The organism is Colwellia sp. MB02u-9, assembly GCF_014077085.1.
Lineage (GTDB): Bacteria > Pseudomonadota > Gammaproteobacteria > Enterobacterales > Alteromonadaceae > Cognaticolwellia.
This window is the reverse complement of sequence record NZ_JACGVF010000064.1, coordinates 1-18,326: the sequence shown is the minus strand read 5'-3', so window position 1 is coordinate 18,326 and position 18,326 is coordinate 1. Positions and strand designations below refer to the sequence as shown.

At 40.0% G+C, this 18,326-nt stretch carries 18 protein-coding genes; 6 read left to right on the top strand and 12 right to left on the bottom strand.

The window, feature by feature from the left end:
* Positions 1-87: 87 nt before the first annotated feature.
* Entirely contained in the window at positions 88-366 is a 279-nt protein-coding gene (locus tag H4J65_RS01360; RefSeq protein WP_182194557.1) for a hypothetical protein, read from the bottom strand.
* A gap of 174 nt (positions 367-540) precedes the next feature.
* Between H4J65_RS01360 and rsmD the strand changes: the two genes are divergently transcribed.
* Positions 541-1,131, top strand: coding sequence for a 16S rRNA (guanine(966)-N(2))-methyltransferase RsmD (gene rsmD, locus H4J65_RS01355; RefSeq protein ID WP_182137084.1), 591 nt, complete (start codon positions 541-543; stop codon positions 1,129-1,131).
* Positions 1,132-1,238: 107 nt separating this feature from the next.
* On the opposite strand, the gene H4J65_RS01350 is transcribed toward rsmD, so the two are convergent.
* From H4J65_RS01350 to H4J65_RS01330, 6 genes are all read right to left on the bottom strand, one after another.
* Entirely contained in the window at positions 1,239-2,831 is a 1,593-nt protein-coding gene (locus H4J65_RS01350; RefSeq protein WP_182194553.1) for a serine hydrolase, read from the bottom strand.
* 174 nt (positions 2,832-3,005) lie between these two features.
* Positions 3,006-3,143 (bottom strand): hypothetical protein, encoded by a 138-nt coding sequence (locus H4J65_RS17895; RefSeq protein ID WP_220465062.1) that lies wholly within the window; start codon positions 3,141-3,143, stop codon positions 3,006-3,008.
* A 107-nt stretch (positions 3,144-3,250) separates the two neighbouring features.
* Positions 3,251-3,460: a hypothetical protein gene (locus tag H4J65_RS17890; RefSeq protein WP_220465061.1), complete on the bottom strand. Its 210-nt coding sequence runs from the start codon at positions 3,458-3,460 to the stop codon at positions 3,251-3,253.
* Positions 3,461-3,463: 3 nt separating this feature from the next.
* Positions 3,464-4,426, bottom strand: coding sequence for an adenosylmethionine decarboxylase (locus H4J65_RS01340; RefSeq protein ID WP_182194549.1), 963 nt, complete (start codon positions 4,424-4,426; stop codon positions 3,464-3,466).
* Between the two features lie 147 nt (positions 4,427-4,573).
* Positions 4,574-5,200: a YjaG family protein gene (locus tag H4J65_RS01335; RefSeq protein ID WP_220464197.1), complete on the bottom strand. Its 627-nt coding sequence runs from the start codon at positions 5,198-5,200 to the stop codon at positions 4,574-4,576.
* A gap of 413 nt (positions 5,201-5,613) precedes the next feature.
* Positions 5,614-6,393: a SapC family protein gene (locus H4J65_RS01330; RefSeq protein WP_182137081.1), complete on the bottom strand. Its 780-nt coding sequence runs from the start codon at positions 6,391-6,393 to the stop codon at positions 5,614-5,616.
* 192 nt (positions 6,394-6,585) lie between these two features.
* On the opposite strand from H4J65_RS01330, the gene H4J65_RS01325 reads away from it, so the two are divergent.
* The 3 genes from H4J65_RS01325 (at position 6,586) to katG (ending at position 10,360) form a co-directional block, all read left to right on the top strand.
* Positions 6,586-6,897 (top strand): hypothetical protein, encoded by a 312-nt coding sequence (locus H4J65_RS01325; RefSeq protein WP_182194545.1) that lies wholly within the window; start codon positions 6,586-6,588, stop codon positions 6,895-6,897.
* Between the two features lie 863 nt (positions 6,898-7,760).
* Entirely contained in the window at positions 7,761-7,910 is a 150-nt protein-coding gene (locus H4J65_RS01320; RefSeq protein WP_182137078.1) for an entericidin A/B family lipoprotein, read from the top strand.
* A gap of 275 nt (positions 7,911-8,185) precedes the next feature.
* The gene (gene katG / locus H4J65_RS01315) at positions 8,186-10,360 is read left to right on the top strand and encodes a catalase/peroxidase HPI (RefSeq protein ID WP_182194541.1); all 2,175 of its coding nucleotides are present in this window, start codon (positions 8,186-8,188) and stop codon (positions 10,358-10,360) included.
* 195 nt (positions 10,361-10,555) lie between these two features.
* Here the strand turns inward: katG and H4J65_RS01310 are convergent, their stop codons facing one another.
* The 3 genes from H4J65_RS01310 to H4J65_RS01300 are packed head-to-tail and all read right to left on the bottom strand — an operon-like array spanning position 10,556 to position 12,350.
* Positions 10,556-11,086 (bottom strand): CC0125/CC1285 family lipoprotein, encoded by a 531-nt coding sequence (locus H4J65_RS01310; protein ID WP_182194538.1) that lies wholly within the window; start codon positions 11,084-11,086, stop codon positions 10,556-10,558.
* Positions 11,087-11,097: 11 nt separating this feature from the next.
* Complete coding sequence (locus H4J65_RS01305) at positions 11,098-11,862, bottom strand: hypothetical protein (protein ID WP_182194534.1); 765 nt, start codon at positions 11,860-11,862, stop codon at positions 11,098-11,100.
* A complete protein-coding gene (locus tag H4J65_RS01300) occupies positions 11,859-12,350 on the bottom strand; it encodes an RNA polymerase sigma factor (RefSeq protein WP_182194531.1) in 492 nt (163 codons plus the stop codon). The genes H4J65_RS01305 and H4J65_RS01300 overlap by 4 nt, the downstream gene beginning before the upstream one ends.
* A 122-nt stretch (positions 12,351-12,472) precedes the next feature.
* Between H4J65_RS01300 and H4J65_RS01295 the strand changes: the two genes are divergently transcribed.
* Positions 12,473-13,831 carry a S8 family serine peptidase gene (locus H4J65_RS01295; RefSeq protein WP_182194528.1) on the top strand — a complete coding sequence of 453 codons (1,359 nt, stop codon included), beginning with the start codon at positions 12,473-12,475 and terminating at the stop codon, positions 13,829-13,831.
* On the opposite strand, the gene H4J65_RS01290 is transcribed toward H4J65_RS01295, so the two are convergent.
* Together H4J65_RS01290 and H4J65_RS01285 are read right to left on the bottom strand one after the other, a co-directional pair.
* Positions 13,828-14,745 carry a hypothetical protein gene (locus H4J65_RS01290; protein WP_182194525.1) on the bottom strand — a complete coding sequence of 306 codons (918 nt, stop codon included), beginning with the start codon at positions 14,743-14,745 and terminating at the stop codon, positions 13,828-13,830. The genes H4J65_RS01295 and H4J65_RS01290 overlap by 4 nt on opposite strands.
* Before the next feature lie 60 nt (positions 14,746-14,805).
* On the bottom strand, positions 14,806-15,915 hold the full coding sequence (locus H4J65_RS01285; protein ID WP_182194522.1) for a hypothetical protein: 1,110 nt from the start codon (positions 15,913-15,915) through the stop codon (positions 14,806-14,808).
* Between the two features lie 466 nt (positions 15,916-16,381).
* On the opposite strand from H4J65_RS01285, the gene H4J65_RS01280 reads away from it, so the two are divergent.
* Positions 16,382-18,326, top strand: a 1,945-nt coding sequence (locus tag H4J65_RS01280) for a S8 family peptidase (protein WP_182194519.1), incomplete at its 3' end; no start/stop codon positions are given.

Below are 18,326 nucleotides of genomic sequence, written 5' to 3'. Positions count from 1 at the left end.
TTCTAGTACTTCAAATGACGCTTTATCTATTGTTCTACCGCTACTGAAACTGAGAACTCAATCACGTTACGGTGTCCGAGATGGGGCTTATTCTGGCTGTACGCTGGAAACAACGTTTGGTTTGGGCTCTGGCTCTGCAGGTAAGTCTTCAATAATGGCATTGTCGATTGCAAGCTCTTTTGCCGGTGTTTGCTGATTATTTTGAGTCACTTTTTCTTCATGACTCATCGCATCAGTGGTTAAATGCTCTTCAGAGGCCGCTGCTTGCTCAGTCTCGTCAGTAACATTCTCAACAACTGAGGCCGCGTCTTCTTGCTGTTTTTTACCCAGACCTAACCAGGAGAACATACCTTTTTTCTTTGACATAAATGTATTTACAATATTAATTTGATGTAGAGGTTTACTACTAAAACCATCATCTAAGGCATGTTCTAACTTGAACAATTCATTAGATTAATTGCTATTCGCGGGTAAACAAGGATAAAATTGTCGATATAGTATCACCTAACCTGCCGACAAAAAACAAAAGCTGTTTAAGTTATGAGCAAAGTCAAAAAACAATCAGAAAAAAGCGCCCCAAAAGGCCATATTCGCATTATTGCAGGCCAACATCGTGGTCGCAAATTACCCGTATTAATGGCCGATGGTTTACGGCCAACTACCGATCGTGTCAAAGAAACGGTTTTTAATTGGCTCATGCCTTATATTCAAGACGCTAATTGCTTAGATTGCTTTGCCGGCTCTGGTGGGCTGGGTTTTGAAGCCATATCTCGCGGCGCAAGTTCAGCAATTTTAGTTGAGTTGAATAAATCAGCGGCTCAGCAATTAAACGATAATAAAGCGTTACTCAAAGCCAGTAATATCCGAGTCATACAGCAAAATGCCTTAAACTTTTTGCACAGTAACCAACAAGCTTATTCGTTAGTGTTTATTGATCCACCTTTTAGAAAAGGCCTAGCGCAAAAAGCCGCTGAGTTATTAGTCGAAAAAGGCTTAACTGACGAGGCATTGATCTATGTTGAAATGGAAGCTGACGATAACCTACAAATAATGCCAAGCCATTGGCAACTTTTAAAAGAAAAGGTGGCTGGCCAAGTCATCTATCGACTCTACCAAAATGGTTCAGAGTAAGGACAGCGCCTAAGCATTAGCCTTATTTACCCCAAGTTAAATTAGTTGCGTTGATTAAAATGTGCTAAAAAAGCGCCATCAGGCGCTTTTTTTATTCGTCACTCATACTATTTACCCGCAGATTTAGGCCACAGTTTTAGATCATGAAAATCAAAACTAAAATCTGTCGCCCAAGACACTGCCTTCATACTGACATAGCTAATACTGCCATCGGGGTTTAAATTAAAGTTCACATAAGCATCGGCTTCTAAGGTGCGATCGTCCCAACGTACAATAAAAGTATTGTGCTGATAATGCGCTAAGGTGCCATGCAGTGCCGGGGTATTAGCAAACTGCATAACTAAGTGGTTATTTTCTAAGCTAATGGCTATTTCACCGTACCAATCATCCACATAACTTTGCGCATAACTGGCTAACGGTAAAGAAGGTGTTGAGCTTTTATCAGCGGCTGCAGCCACTTTTGCTAACTGTGCTTTTTTGTTGGCATTATCTTTTTGCTGCAATCTAGCATAATGCGCAACCCAATCTTTTTCGGGTAGCTCAAGATATTCAGTCAAAATTTGTTGAGATAAGGCATTAAAAGCAAAACCTGATTGTTGATTGGTTAAAATAACCATGGCTAAATTTTCTTCTGGTACCATCACCACTTTTGACACCATGCCTAATATGCCGCCGGTATGTCGTACGACTTTTACGCCATGATAATCTTTAACAAACCAACCTAAAGCATAAGCATAAAAATGCGTTTTATCTTGCTCGCTAGCTTGTGGTGAAACCGGTAAAAGCGTACGTGCTTGCCACATTTCACGACTTTGCTGTTCACTAAAAAGCCTTAACGCTTTATCGCCATCAACACCGTATTGTCCAAGATTAAGCTGAGCTTTAAGCCATAACGCCATATCATTAACACTGGATGCAACCGAGCCTGCTGATGAAAATTTCTCTAAAAAATTTCCACCAATAACCTGCAACTCACCCTTTAATAACACATGAGCGCGAGCCACATTTTTATTACTTTTAGGAATTAAAGAGAAAGTTGCGCGGGTATTATCCATACCTAATGGCTCAAAAATACGGTGTTGAATAACCTCTTGCCAAGGTTTACCTGTGAGCTTTGCAATGACCTCACCCGCAATAACATACATTAGGTTGTCGTAAGCAAATTCACTGCGAAAGCTCGACACTTGTGGTAAATATTTTAAACCTTTAATAACGTCTTGATTGCTTAACGTGGTTTCTGGCCAGATCATTAAGTCGCCAGCACCTAAACCTAAGCCACTGTTATGCGACAATAAATCAATAATAGTGAATTCTCGCGTAACATAGGCATCGGGTAGTTGAAACGCAGGAATGATATCAATAACTTTAGTTTTCCAAGTCAATTTCCCTTCGTCGACTAAAGCCGCTAACAATGCCACTGTCATGGCTTTCGTATTTGAGGCAATGCCAAATAAGGTATCGGCAGTCACTTTTTCTTTACTGCCCTGCTGAAGTACACCAAAGCCTTTACTGAGCACAACTTCGTTATCTTTAATAATTGCCACAGCAATGCCGGGTACTTGAAATGCTGCCATGGCCTTACTGACTGACAACTCAATATTAGTAACCTTGCCACTGACAGTTTGATCTGCAGCTTCAGCAAAACCCAAGGGAGAACAAAGTAGTGTGCTAACCCATAACCATGCATAAGGTAATTTCATTTACCGTCCTATTTTTATTGTTGTTCGTTGTCATAACGCTAACGAAGTGGTGGTCTTGCATTCATAGTAGCATTCATCGCAAAAGGATACAGACTGAACAAATGATGGCTGCAACACTAGTTTGAGAACGTCATAATTTGATATAAAATTATGACGTATAAAGAGAAGTAACAGTTAACTATTATTGATTAAACCCGCTAAAGCTTTTTTAACAAAGTTAGGTAAGGCAAACGCGGCGCTGTGTAAAGCTTGGTTATAATAATGAAAATCTAGGCCACTTGCTGCAACAGGTTGCTTGTCAAAGTCATGCACGGGGTGATATTTTTTACTGGCAAAAGTAAAGCTTCACAAACCACCAGGGTAAGTTAACTTACTAAATGAATACAAATAACTTTGTGTAAATACCGTATTGAGCACTTTTAAAAGTGCTTGCTGAATATCCATGGCATACCATGATAGGCAAACTCATCACGTTCGGTCACCATAATTAAACCATCCTTGAGTAACATGTTGCCATGGCCTTTAGTTTCAACCACATCAACCGTTGTAAATTCACTTTTTCCTGAAAAAAGTACTTTTTTTACTTTAAATTTTAAACCTAAAAATCTTGAAATTTTTCTGCTACACAAAAATCACAGTGCATGGTTTTCTCCTGCTAAATCAAGCACCGTTGCTTGCATAAATTTTTGCTGTGGTAATATATAGTTAGCAAAACAAACGAAATAATTATTGCTTAAATGCTCGCTTACTAAGGATTTACTCACATAATTTTTTGGAATAAACTCATTGGTTAAGTTAGCAAAGTCAAAGTCATTAAAACTCAGTAAATCAAACGACTTTGGTGCTAGTATCGCTAAAAAATCAGCCGCTATTTTTATTAAATTAATATTGGCTTCAATACTGACGTAACTACTGTTAGCTTGAGGCGTAACATGAATAGTGAGATATTTTTTCCCTTTAATCGCATTAACTGAGTAACCAAAGGGATCAAAAACAAAATCATCCAAGGTAAAGTCAGCAAAAAATTTGTCTAATTGTAAAAATTGACGAATTTCCTGTGCTGTTAATCCCACAGTGGTCAGCTTTTCAGAAGCTCGATCGCTAATTTGATATGCAAGCAGTTCATAGGTTTTATCTAATTTATCGGCTTGAAAACTGTTATCCTGATGAAAAATATAGTTATGATGGCTGTCCAATTCACCAAAACGATAGCCTTTACCCGTAACATATTGCCCGAGCAACTTAATGTCGTCGCCGAAACTACTGGGCTGAGCATGGGAAAAATATTCATTTTTACGTTGATAAATAACCTGCTTAATTTTATCCATGCCGATGTGCTGAATAAAAAATTCGACCGAATGTACTAATCGTGTATTGCCACAGGTCAAAATTAATAACCTATCGTGCCAAACAAATAAGCTCGACTCTGATAACAAAAAAGCTTTACAGTCATCATTACGAATTGACGACAAAATTTGCGCATTACAACATTGAACAAACGCGGTCCAAAAGTCATCGGTAATATCATCAAGTAGCGAAAGTTGCTTGTCTTTAACCACAATTTGAGCTTTTTTTTCTGAACCTTCAAAAAACAAAAACATATCCTCAACGTCATAACAGCAATCGCTGATGGCGCCATATTAAGTTGCCAAATTCTATAGCAAAAACAGCACACTATCTTACAAAAAAAAAGGTTACGAGCTTAACGTCAACTTAAATTGGGTTTAATTAACCACTAAAAATTAAGCGTTAATGTCTATGCCTAAATTGGATAAACCTTCTTCTAGCGCCATAGCTTTTGCCTGCAGACAACTGGCTTTGTTTTCGCTAGCCGTGGTTAAAAATTCAAATAGCTCATTTTGTGTGGCTATTTCCCACTGCATTAATGGATGTTCAGCAATTTGTTGCGCTGAGATCACTATCTCTTCTTCATCAGGGGTTATTTCATCAATTTTCTGAGCCAAGCTCAATTCAACATAGTAACTGACACTATTCTCTGACAACTTACTAATATTGCTCAAGCTATCACTTTCTAGGTCTTGCATACCTTGAAATAACGACATTAATGCCATGGCACTATCTAAGGCTGGAAAAACACCTAAAAAATCAAAATCATCGGGATCAGGTACTTGCTCTTCAAGTTTAGCAATTTGGGCATCATAGTTAATTTTGCAACGGTTAGCTTTATCTAACCATTGCCAGATAAGATCAAGTTGATTTCTCAAGACCTTAAAGTCACCAAACTCAACATGTTCAGCAAACATTTGATAATTAGGTAACATGCGCTCAAGTAATGCAGCACTAAATGCCACCTGCTGCCATTGACTTAATTTGCTAAAAGGTAGGTTAATCGCCACGTAAAATCTCATTTTCAATGCTAAAAAGTTGGCTGTTAGTATATAAGGATCCCAACGAAATTAGCAGTTTATTTACTGAATTTTGTTAACTGCTTCTGTGCATAATCAAAGCGTAAGCGATACTCGGTTCATTTATCTTTAAGCGCATTAACTTGTTGTTCAAGTTTCAGGTTTAGCTCAGTATTTTCATCACCAAGATACTTTATGGTTTCGCGTGTTTTGTTATATTCCACTGCTTGTTTGTCTTTATTTTCTTGCTGTCAGCTGCTAGTACAAACGTTAAATTCAGTGTTTTAGTGGTTAGGCTTTCTTGTTGCTGGTTTTTCACTATCTGCCTTGAGAAACAATGCCGGCTTAAAAAGCTAAATTTCACTCGAAAAAAAAGGACCAAATGGTCCTTTTTTTAAGGGTAACTTACTACGCTATTACTTTTCAGCTACAGTTTCAGCAGCTTCAGCAGTAGCTGGCGTAAAGCGAATAGCATTTACTTTAGCGGTAGATTCACTCTGGTTACGTAATTGTGCGAGACGATTAATTTGACCAATAGAACCTAACATGGCGTAAATTGGCACGAATAAACCACGCTTATGGAAATCTAAAACTTTGTCGTCACTTAACTCTTGCACTTTTTTATCATTAATATTATATAAACCAACAAGTTTTTTACTTTCACCTGAGGCAAAATTAATATTAAGTTCAAGTTCTAACAATAAGTCATTATCAAGCAATTCTTTAATGAATTTCTCGTTCATCACTTCATTGTCGTATAAACGACCTAGTGAATCTTGTACACCTTGAAAAAACTCAGTGTCTTTGCCTTCAGCATCAAATAATTCATGGTCTTTATCTTCACCAACAAACTTGCTGTCTAAATCAACACAAGCCGTTAATGTTTTCTCTTTTTCCGGGTCTAAACCTAAAGAAAAAGGTGCCATTGAAATACTTTGCGGAACATAAACTGCATTCCAAGAATCTTCTTTATAATATAAGTTTTCATTCGCTTCTAAACCTAGCATTACCACACTACGGTAGCGCTCTGTACCTTGATCTTTAACAAGTACAATAGGGTAGCTGGTTGCTGCTTGAGAATACTCAGGAGCGGTGATTGGTGCAATATGTTGATTAGATACATTTGATAAATCGCGCTTGGCAGCGATTTTAATTTTCTGATGAGTTTCTTTTTTAATCGGAGTAATGTTAGCCATGAATAAGTTCTCTTTTTACTGCGTATTTTAAGCGTTGTCGTTTTTGACACTTCTTCGTTGCTATTAGTTATGGAGACATCTAATAACGCTTTCAATGGTATAATTAAAATTAGCTGGAGTTAATTTTAATTATACTTAAGCTTCTCCATAAAAATAATCAATTAAAACCATTTAAAAACAGTATGTTAATATATGAAAATCATCAAATACCTTTGTGCTACGGCATTTATTATTAGTCCAGTTATCTGGGCTTTGCCGAAAATAACCGTCACCTTTGGCGAATCTTCTAATGGTTTTAGCCAAGTAAAAATTAAAAACGAAACCGAAGAGTCCTTAGCTTGCTTTGTCGCCATTGATGGCTATAAAGCTAAATTTTGGCTACGCATGAGATCGACCTCCCGCTGGATAACCACAACAGATACACGCTTTACCTACCGAGACTTTAGCACTTGGTGTGATTATCTAGAGGTTTATCCTAACTACAAAGCTTATCAAGCGTATTAAGCTTTACTATTTAAAACGCTTAGTTAATAACTAACAACATAATCATAAAAAAGTAGCTTATATCACAGCTTAAATAATGCCTTACTGACGAGCATTTAATCTGGTGATATAAGCTTTAGTCTGTCTTAATTACTTTTAACATACGCACAAGAGTTCACTTTCAGCCATTCACATCAAAATCTCTCGCAACGCCTTTTAATCAAGGGCTAATCAACACTCAAAAAAAATACAAATGATAATAACTATCGGTTGTAAGTGACTGTGCTATTGACAAAAAAACAAACTTCTCTTGATAAACACTAGGTTTACCACACGAAACTAAACTTCAATACCATTATGGCTGCTGCTATTTCTGCTGACACTTTTACCATATAAGCAGGCGACAACTTATAGCTTTACACAAAAAGTACTGATACCCGACCAGCAGGCAGATACGAATTCAAGTTCGCCGATACCATTTGTTTGGATAAAATGCTGGTGATCACTACACATTTCACAATATTCGTCCTGAAATCGAATACGGCGTAACTGATAAATTAACCATGGCAGCAAAAGCGATTATTTCTGTGCACGACTACAATGTTGGCTCAGAAGCTGAAGGAGCGCCAATAAGCTTTTTATCCCCTGATTATTAAAATAGTGGACTATGGTGCTAAATATGGCAATATTCTTAGTAGCATTATGAACTTAAATATTGTGATATAAGTAATGATAAGGTTACTAACGACACGGGCTTTAGCGACTCAATTAAAAGTAAATGCATTGAGTTGCGCCATACTCTAATGACCATGAAATGACACCTAACAGGATATTATCTGTATCGCGATACAGATAATATCCTAATAACCTAAAAGGAACAGAAAATGACAGCTAAAACATACTACCCAAAGATTAAATCAATATTAACGGTATTATTACTAAGTAGTGCCTTAGGTGCTTGTGCCACCATTGATGGTGCAGGTAAAGATCTCGAAAAAGCGGGTGAAGCCATTCAAAATGCTGCTAAAGGCTAAAATAACACTGAATATCGCTGCTTAGCTCTTCTAGTAACGTCACTTGAAAATGCGTATTTAGCCATCATATCAAATGGAGAAATATCACATTTCAACTGAAATTTTTGGCTGTTAATGTAGGTCTATCTAACTGAATTTCAATAGGTAATAAAACATTTGTAATATTGGCGCTTTAAACAGTTTGCTTGTAGTTTGACATGATCACTCTAAGTAATGATGTCAAATTGGTTTATGACTTAGATATATCTCTATCACTTCACGAAAGGAAACAAAATATGAATGACGATAAAACAACATCTGGTGGAAAATGTCCTGTGATGCACGGTGGTGCTACAGAGAGTTCGATGACAAATATGACATGGTGGCCTAAGTCGCTAAACCTCGATATTCTTCATCAGCATGATAATAAAACCAATCCTATGGGCACGAATTTCAATTATCGGGATACGGTTAAAGATCTCGACATTGCCGCGCTCAACAAAGATATGCACGCACTGATGACTGACAGTCAAGACTGGTGGCCCGCAGATTGGGGACATTATGGCGGTTTAATGATCCGTATGACTTGGCATTCAGCCGGTACCTATCGTATTGCTGATGGACGAGGTGGTGCCGCTACGGGTAATCAACGTTTTACCCCGATTAATTCTTGGCCCGACAACGTAAATTTAGATAAAGCACGACGTCTACTTTGGCCAATCAAAAAGAAATACGGTAACCAACTTAGCTGGGCAGATTTAATTGCTTACGCCGGCACTATTGCCTATGAATCTATGGGGTTGAAAACCTTTGGTTTCGCCTTTGGCCGTGAAGACATTTGGCATCCAGAAAAAGACATCTACTGGGGTGCTGAAAAAGAGTGGCTTGCACCTAGTGGCAGCGAAAATAGCCGTTATTCTGGTGAGCGCGATTTAGAAAACCCGTTGGCTGCAGTAATGATGGGATTAATCTACGTTAACCCTGAAGGTGTAGACGGCAAATCTGACCCATTAAAAACCGCTCATGATATGCGTGTTACCTTTGAACGCATGGCGATGAATGATGAAGAAACCGTTGCCCTAACCGCAGGGGGTCACACGGTGGGGAAATGTCACGGTAATGGCGATGCCTCAATACTTGGCAGAGAACCAGCAGCTGCCGATATTTCAGAGCAAGGCACAGGTTGGAACAATAAAACTAAACGTGGCATTGGTCGCGATACGGTAACCAGTGGTATTGAAGGTGCATGGACCACTCATCCTACACAGTGGGATCATGGTTATTTCTCTATGCTACTTAACCATGATTGGGCGCTGAAAAAGAGCCCCGCCGGTGCTACGCAGTGGCAACCCGTGAACATTAAAGAAGAAGATAAACCGGTTGATGTTGAAGACGCTAGTATACGCAAAGATCCCATTATGACTGATGCAGATATGGCATTAAAAATGGATCCCGCTTATCTTAAAATTTCACAACGTTTTGCCAATGACCCTGAATATTTCTCTGACGTTTTTGCCCGTGCATGGTTCAAACTGACCCATCGTGATATGGGCCCGAAAGCACGATACATTGGCTCAGAAGTACCGCAAGAAGATCTTATTTGGCAAGATCCCGTACCCACAGGTATGACAGGTTATGATGTTGATGCCGTTAAGGAAAAAATAGCGGCTAGTAATTTAACTGTCAGCGAAATGGTTGCCACAGCATGGGACAGCGCTAGAACTTTCCGTGACTCTGACAAGCGCGGTGGTGCTAACGGTGCTCGTATTCGCCTCGCACCACAAAATAACTGGCAAGGAAACGAGCCTACACGCTTAGCTAAAGTGCTCGCTACACTAGAAACTATTGCAAACGAAAGTGGCGTCAGTATTGCTGATGTTATTGTCCTCGCAGGTAATCTCGGTATTGAGCAATCAGCAAAAGCGGCTGGCGTTGATATTACAGTACCATTTGCCCCTGGACGTGGTGATGCAACTGACGAGATGACCGATGTAGAGTCATTCAAAGTACTTGAGCCTCTGCATGACGCTTATCGTAATTGGCTCAAAGCTGACTATAGTGTTAGCGCTGAAGAGCTGATGCTAGACCGCACACAGTTAATGGGTTTAGCTGCTCATGAAATGACCGTACTTATTGGTGGCATGCGTATGCTTGGCACTAATTTCGGTGGTAGCAAGCATGGTGTATTTACCGAGCGTGAAGGTGTGTTGTCGAACGATTATTTTGTTAACTTAACGAATATGGATTATAAATGGCAGCCCGTTGACGATAATTTATATGAAATTCGTGAACGTAAAACAGATAAGGTCAAATGGACAGCCACGCGCGTTGATCTTATCTTTGGCTCGAACTCGATTCTTCGTGCTTATAGTGAAGTTTATGCACAGGACGATAATAAAGAAAAATTTGTCCACGACTTTGTTGCCGCATGGACCAAGGTGATGAACGCTGACCGTTTCGATTTAGCATAATGTTCAACTAATAACTTTGCCCATCATATCCTCGCGCCTGAGTAATCGGGTGCGAGGATATTTATACTCACTTATCATTGCTCTCTGACTTATCAATCAGTATTAGCCAAAAAAAAAGCCCTAAATAGGCCTTTTCAAATGCTTACTCAAGTGAATATATGCTACTTCAGCTTTTAACCCACCATAGCCAAGGAATTAATTAGCCTTTGTTGCTAGTTTTTTAGATAAATTTTCAAGCACATCGGCAGCGCTGTAACTTGACTCGTTGCTCATAACGCCTTTGCCCAGACGAATTTCTAAAATACTATGCACTTCTTTGCGGCTATTCGTATTCGTACTATTAAAAGCAACCGCAACTTCATTGCTTGGACGTCGGTAAGTTTCACACGTTAATAGTCCACAACGACGTTCAACCCGCTGCTGATGCGAGAAACCTATCGAGGAAGCTGGCTGAACTTTTTCAGACTCTGAAAAGGTTTCTTTACTGGTGATCACAAACCAATCATAGCCTTGCGCTTGAGTCAGTTCAGCTGCTCTTAACAGGGCATAATCCGCGGCATCTGCAACACTATTAGAAACACTTTTAAACTGCACACGAAACCTGTCCTCGGTTATTTTTTGCTCGCTATAGCCGACTGAGCCTTTGTTTGCTGGGCGATATTCAGGCTTAGATGCGCAAGCCGTTATTAATAAAGTCATCAATATAAATGTAATAAGTTTTTTCATTTTAACCTCGATTATTGTTGCTCAGTTTGCCAGTTGTTTGCGATGGCTCGTTGTTCTTGAGCGCTGTCCATAGCGGGTCCATTGATCATCGCGTCTATAGCACTATCCAGTTGCGCTTGGTTAGACGCGGCGCGGTAATTTTGTGTGTTTTCAGTTAATTTTACTTTTTCGGTAATTTTTAACTGCCATTGGCCATTTTCTTTACAGGCGATATTAACACTCGCCGTTTGCTCGCTAACGTGCTGAAACTGGCGACAGTAATCGCCGGCACGGTTAGTAAAACTTAAGTTGGCTGTGATCTTATCGCCTTGCGCTATTGACGATATTTCGCCACTTCGCTGCTGATCTAATACTTGTGTTATACCCGCAGTAAGCACTGTCGGTGCTTGTTGAGACTGCATTAAAGTTACCGTACCTACGCCAAATAACATGGCAACACCAGCGGCCAATGCATAAGGCTTTTGTAGGCTTTTATTGAAGTTTTTCCAAGCGGATAAACTCACGACATTTTTCGCTGAGTCAGCCGCTGATTCAGCCGTTTTCCCTTGCGCTATTTTTTTATCAATGCGTTGCGCTAATGGCAATAAATTATCTGCCATCGGTGTGTTATCCATCACAGCAGCATTTTCTGCCACCCAGTGATCCGCTTGTGCTAAATCCGCTAAACGCATCACTAAATCGTCATCGCTTTCCAGCGCACAGCGTACCTCTTCCATGGCCGCTTCGCTAAGTTCAGCATCTATAAAAGCACTTAACATTTCATCGCTGATTTTCATGTGTCTGCTCCTAATCTTTCAGGCTTCATCATATCTAATAATGCGCAGCGCGCTCTTGATAACCGACTCATCACGGTACCAACAGGGATTTCCATTGACGACGCCACTTCTTTATATGACATACCCTGTACCGCCACTAAAGACAAAATAGCGCGTTGTTCGTCGGGTAAAGTATTCATCGCGACATTAACCTGTGCGAGCATTTCTTTGCTGTCGAATGCTTGCTGTTCGTTCACACTTTGTGGTTCTTGCAGTTCAGGTTTAAGCGCTGCATTCTGTCTGACTTTGCGCGCACGGTACTCGTCAATCCAGACATTGCGACAAACCTTAAAAGCCCATTTATTCACATCTACTTCATCAGGCACGCCTTTTTTCAGTATTTTTTCTAGCGTAATTTGCACTAAATCGTCAGCATCTGCGGCATTACCGGTTAATGAGTAGGCAAAGCGTCTTAGCATTGGTAGTATATTTTCAATGGTATTATTCATGTTTTTTACTCCTCTCTACTAAGAAGACGTATGTAAAAAAATTTTATTCCATAAAAAGGAAATTTATTTTCAGTTGAAACGTTTTATTAACTACACGCTTATTTTTGAGGCTCAAGATTAACATGAAAACCTTAGCTTTTACCGCCATATTTATTGCTGTTTTTAGTACATTATCATCTGCCCAGCAATTGCCGACAGGCGGTGTTTTAGGACAAATTAATACCATAGAGCGCACCGCTCGCGATATTACCCGACAACTAGATAAACCGCCGATACTAGCTCCTTTTGAATTAAGTGACTTACCCGACATTAACAAGGTTAGTACTGAGCCACTTAACGCTTTGCCTGCCACTTTAGCGATAACCACCAGCGCAGGTAAAAACCTTTGGCTTGATGTCGAAGTAGAAAGTGGCTTTCGAGCTATTCAGCGACAATGGCTACTATTGGCCGACGATAGCAGTAAAAAACGCTTAATTGAGCATGGAGCGCTGATTATTACCGAATCGCGATATGCGGGTTTGGGTATGGCGCTGCTGCGTTTTAATGTGCCCGAAGCTTTAGACTCGAAGCAAGCGTTAAGCCAGATACTCTCAACGCAAGCCGCGCTAAGTTTAGCTAGAAACCATATTTATCAAGCACAAAGTCAAACAAGTCAGCGGGTAGATGAAAATTTAAGCCGTCATCACATCGACAATGAAAAAGTAACGCCACTAAGCCGCGTTAATCCGGCTTGCGAATTAGCGGTAAAAGTGGGCCTGGTTGATAGCGCAATTGATACCAAACATAAGGCCTTTAAACACGCTGATATTACCGCGAAATCTTTTTTACCTGATGATTTAGCTGCCTCGTTGCAACACGGTACCGTGATCGCCAGTTTATTGGTTGGCAAGTCCACACAACTGGTGCCACTGTTACCACAAGGTAAAATATATTCCGCGCAAGTATTTTATCAGCAGTCAGACTATGCCCAAGGCGCGACGCTGTCAGCCATCATCGCTGGCGTGAACTGGTTGTTAGAACAAAACGTGCAAGTGATCAATATGAGTTTAGCGGGGCCGGACAATCAAATTTTGCATAACGTACTAAGCGCTGCTATTGCAAAAGGTGCAATCGTTATCGCCGCGGCGGGTAATGAAGGGCCGGCAGCTCCGCCTATGTATCCTGCGGCTTATCAAGAGGTTATCGCGGTCAGTGCCATAGACAAACATCAACAACCATATCGTTGGTCAAATAGAGGTGACTATGTCGATTACTCAGCGTTAGGGGTAAATGTACTCACCGCGCAAAGTGGCCAACGTGTGGGCCGGGAGTCAGGAACATCGATTGCTGCCCCATATGTTACAGCAGCCTTAGCCTGTTTAGCGCTAACTTATGGTAAGAATAAGCAGGATTTATTAGATAAACTAAATGATTTAGCGATAGATTTGGGCCCTAAAGGTAAGGACCCTATTTATGGTGTGGGCGCGATCTTTAGACCTTAAAATTGCGCTTTAATAGACAATGAAGAAAGGGTTTGGCTGTACGTTTGGCTATCAAGTTGTGAACGGTAATCGCCATATTCAAGGTTGCTGACCAACGCGAGATATTTATTGAAGTCTAACTGCCATTGCGCGTGAAAAATGTTTCTATGTTCATCTGCCTTTGACTCAAGCTGACTGTCCATATCCTGATTACCATAGGCTTGATAATCTTTCGATTGAAAACGCCAGCCTATCGCGGCTTTTTGCGCTAAACCAAATAATTCAAACTTTTGCGAAAGCTTAGTGCTCAACCCATAACCATTATAATTAAACTCAGGGTTTGTAGCCGTTTCCTTATCCGCACTCACGCCGAGCATAAACATAGTGTCACCGTCGTTAAGAAAGTGGAACAGCTCAGCACTAGCACCAAAAGCGTCGGCATTGCGGCTAGTGATCACGGCAAATTTTTTACTTTTAATTTTTGCACTGGTACGTAAAAATGTTTCTGGTTGCAGAAAAGTGCCTAGGTAAATACTGGCTTGGTGAAAGGTTAAAAAGCTATCGCCGGCTAATTGGGCCTTAGCCCCATCATAACGCAGGCCTAAATCTTTTTTACGCCATTGATAACTAGCATCAAGACTCACTTGATGTAAGGTTAGGTCGAAGGCATCAAACTCATTATAATTTTTTTCATTATAACGATATGCCGCGCTTATTTTCGCTTTATCGTTAACTTTCCACAAACCAGTAACTGCTGCTGTTTTTTGCAGGCCACTGTCACCTTGTGAAGAAACCTCATCAAGCTCATCAACACTGAGTGCTGAATTACTAATTAGACCTAAAGAAACTTCGCCGTTAACCGACATAGGCTCTGATGTTGCCGCCATTAAATGTAGACTTAAAACACAGCTTAAACCACTTAATATATATTTCATCTTAACTACCTCAAATAAAAAAAAGTGCCAGGGCTACTGGCACATTCAACATGGCAAAAGTTACCAAGCTAACGCTAAATCGCTAGTTAAGGTACTAACCACTTCAGCAGCGGTTGCAGCCGCCAACTCGGTGTTAATTTGCTCAGTAACCGCACTGGTAATTTGCGTATTAACGTTTTCACTGATAACACTTTGCGTACTTGAGGTGATTGCATCTTCAACATTGGCATTAATCGTTTGTTCAAGCGCTTGCGACGTTTGTGCTCCCGCATCTAATGCAGTGATGTTTTGAACATTAGCTATTTCTTGTAGGGACAGTTGCTGAGTTATTTGCGAAGTGTTAGCAAAAGACGTTGCGCTATCAAGCGTAGGGTTCAAGGCAGCATTTTCAGGTGCTGGTATGGCTTCACTCGGCATAGCTGCTTCAGACTCTGCGCTTGTCACTTGGGTCAGTGACTGGCTCAAGTTCGATGCAGTATCCAATGTGCTGATGTTTTCAACATTAGCCATTTCTTGCAAAGGGAATTGCTCAGAAGGCTGTAGAGTGGGTTGCTGAGAAGGCTGCAAAATGAGTTGCTGCGTTACTTGTGAAGTGTTAACAAATGATGTGGCACTATCAAGCGTAGGATTCAAAGCAACATTTTCAGGTGCTGGCATGGCTTCATTCGGCACAGCTGCTTCAGACCCTGTTTCAGGCACTATTGCAGAGTTTTCAGGTGTATTACTTTCAGCTAATGCTGGAAACTCCCCGCTTGTCACTTGGGTAAGTGACTGAGCCAAGGTTGCTGCTGTAGCTGAAGTGACATTGATGTTTTTACCAGCGTCATTTGATAAACGAGTGATTAACTGACTATTGTTATCAAAGGCTTGCGCTGTGCCAACATTCGCTGTGTTACTTGACGAATGTGCTGTTGATTCGCTTGGTGCAGACTCTGCTGCGTTCTCTTCTTCGCTATTCGCCTTAACTTGCGTATCGCTCTGAGCTGAGGTGTCTGATTGTGACGATATTTGTGTAGCATTATCAGATGAGTCAACTTGCTGAGATGCCTGAGTTTGTTGATTTATGTTGGTGCTTTGGCTAATTTCAATATCAGTAGCTTGCGCAATACTGACCCAACAACTCATGCCACTTAATACCAATACTTGTGCAATTTTATTTAATGTAGTCATGTTCACTTCCTCTAATGTCTGTTTATATTTATGTTAATGACACTGAGATAACGGATGACGTGAGGTGTTTATTCCAACATAGTTGAAAACTATTTTTAAAAACTAAATTTAAAATATTTTGATATTAATTATTTCATCAACTTACATACTTCGTGAGTTTTATAATTATAGCGGCTATAAGTGTATTTAAAATTTCATCAGATATTTTCACCCGATGTGAAGTGGATCTTATTTTACTAGCAACATGATTTAAATAACAAAAACAATAAACACCTCTTGATTGAAATAAATGACTGTAAATTATTATCGTAAACATTCAATAATTACCTTCACTAACTTCAATTCAAACATGTCATTTATTTCAAATCAAATTAAAGCACTTAAAATCAGTTACTTGGTTTATGGCTCGAAATTTGCAATAATATTGATAATAGGTAAAAGATATAGATATTTAGGAAAATGACATATGAAGCTAAAATATATTCATAAGAGTGCCATGCTGTTAGTTGGAATGTTAAGCATTTCAGCAATACCTTTCTCCGCACACAGTGCTAAAAGTTTATTAGATCCCGTGGTTGATCGCCACAACGAAGTGATCATTCAAGGTAATGATATTTTAAGTGTTAAGAAGATTATTGGTGATGTAGGTGGACTTATCACCCATGAATTGTCATTAATAAACGGACTTGCTGTAAACGTAAGTGATACCGAGTTAGCGACTTTAAGATTATTTGAAGGCGTTATTACCATCATTAAAAACGAAGCAGTTTTTACCGCCAGTGCACTTGATAACTGTAAAGTTTACGGCAGCCATGTCGTTGAAATGTCAGCTAACAAAATCCGCTGGAATATTTATAATGCCAAAGACCAAAAAGTAAATTTCAATAAAATGACCTTTAATTGGCCTGCAGGATTAGGCAATATACGTACACTTAAAATCAATGGTCTTCCTGTATTTGTTAGCGTAATAGCAGATCAAAATGGCGAGTTAGTACTTAATGCCGCGGATATTCCTGCCACTACATTTTTAGAGGCTTATGAAGATGCGACGGTTGAATTAGCTTTTACAAATAATGGTACTGATAGTTACATGCACAACGATTTTTCGATGGATGTGAGTTTCGCTGAAAATTGTGACCGTCAACTTGCAAAAGGTTACGAAACTCAAAGTATTGATGGTGACAGCAACACCTATTACGTCAATATTATTGGTGCAGATGCATTACACAATATGGGTATTACCGGTAAAAACGTTACTGTAGCCGTAGTCGACAGTGGCCTTTGGGGTGCTCACAAAGCATTAAACCGCAATACTTCGAACCGATCTAGAATCAAAGCAGCATACGACGCTATAAACGGCACTGAAGTTTCGCCTCATAAAATGACCGATGAAAATATTCATGGTACTCACGTAACTAGCATTATTGCTAACAGCGATCGTGCGGTTGAATATGGTCAAAAGAGTAGTCATTATCAAGGTGTAGCACCTGATGCTAACTTAGTGGTGGTAAAAGCTATTCATCCAGACGGTCACAGTACATATGCAGATGCTATTCGTGGCTTACAATATATTGCTGATAATCACGAAGCGTTAAATATTCGTGTTGTTAACTTGTCATTCGGTGCGCAGCCCCGTTCAAGTTATTGGCAAGATCCACTTAACCAAGCGGTTATGGCATTATGGGAAAAAGACATAGTGGTAGTAACATCTGTGGGTAATACTGGCCCTAGTGCCATGACAGTTGGCGTTCCTGCTAACGTACCTTATGTCATAAGCGTTGGTGGCATCAGCGATAACAATACCTTGGATACTAGTGATGATAAAATGTTGTCATTTTCATCTCAGGGTCCGACACATGATGCCTTTGTTAAGCCTGATTTAGTGGCCCCAGGTGGCCATATGTTTAGTCTAGGTAATTCAACAATGCAAACAGCCATTAAATTTCCTCAGTACTTAATGGCTAAAGATCGCTACATGATGTCAGGTACTTCACAGTCTTCGGGTGTGGTAACCGGCATAGTCGCTTTAATGCTACAAAATAACCCTAACCTAAGTGCTAACGATGTTAAATGTCGACTATTAGGCAGTACTAGCATGGCACAATCACCAGACGGTACACTTGCTTATAGTCCTTTTTATCAAGGCTCAGGCAGTGTTAATGCTATTAAAGCCGTAGAATCAACACTACAAGCTTGCGCTAACAATGGCATGGATATCGTAGCTGATTTAAGTGGTGAGCAACACTATACAGGCGCTGCTCGTCAAGACGCCGATGGTAACTACTACATTCAAGGCTTCGAGTTTGAAGTTTGGGAAGAAGGCTTTATTTGGAATGAAGGTTTTATCTGGAATGAAGGTTTTATCTGGAATGAAGCATTTATGAATACTGAAGGTTTTATCTGGAACGAAG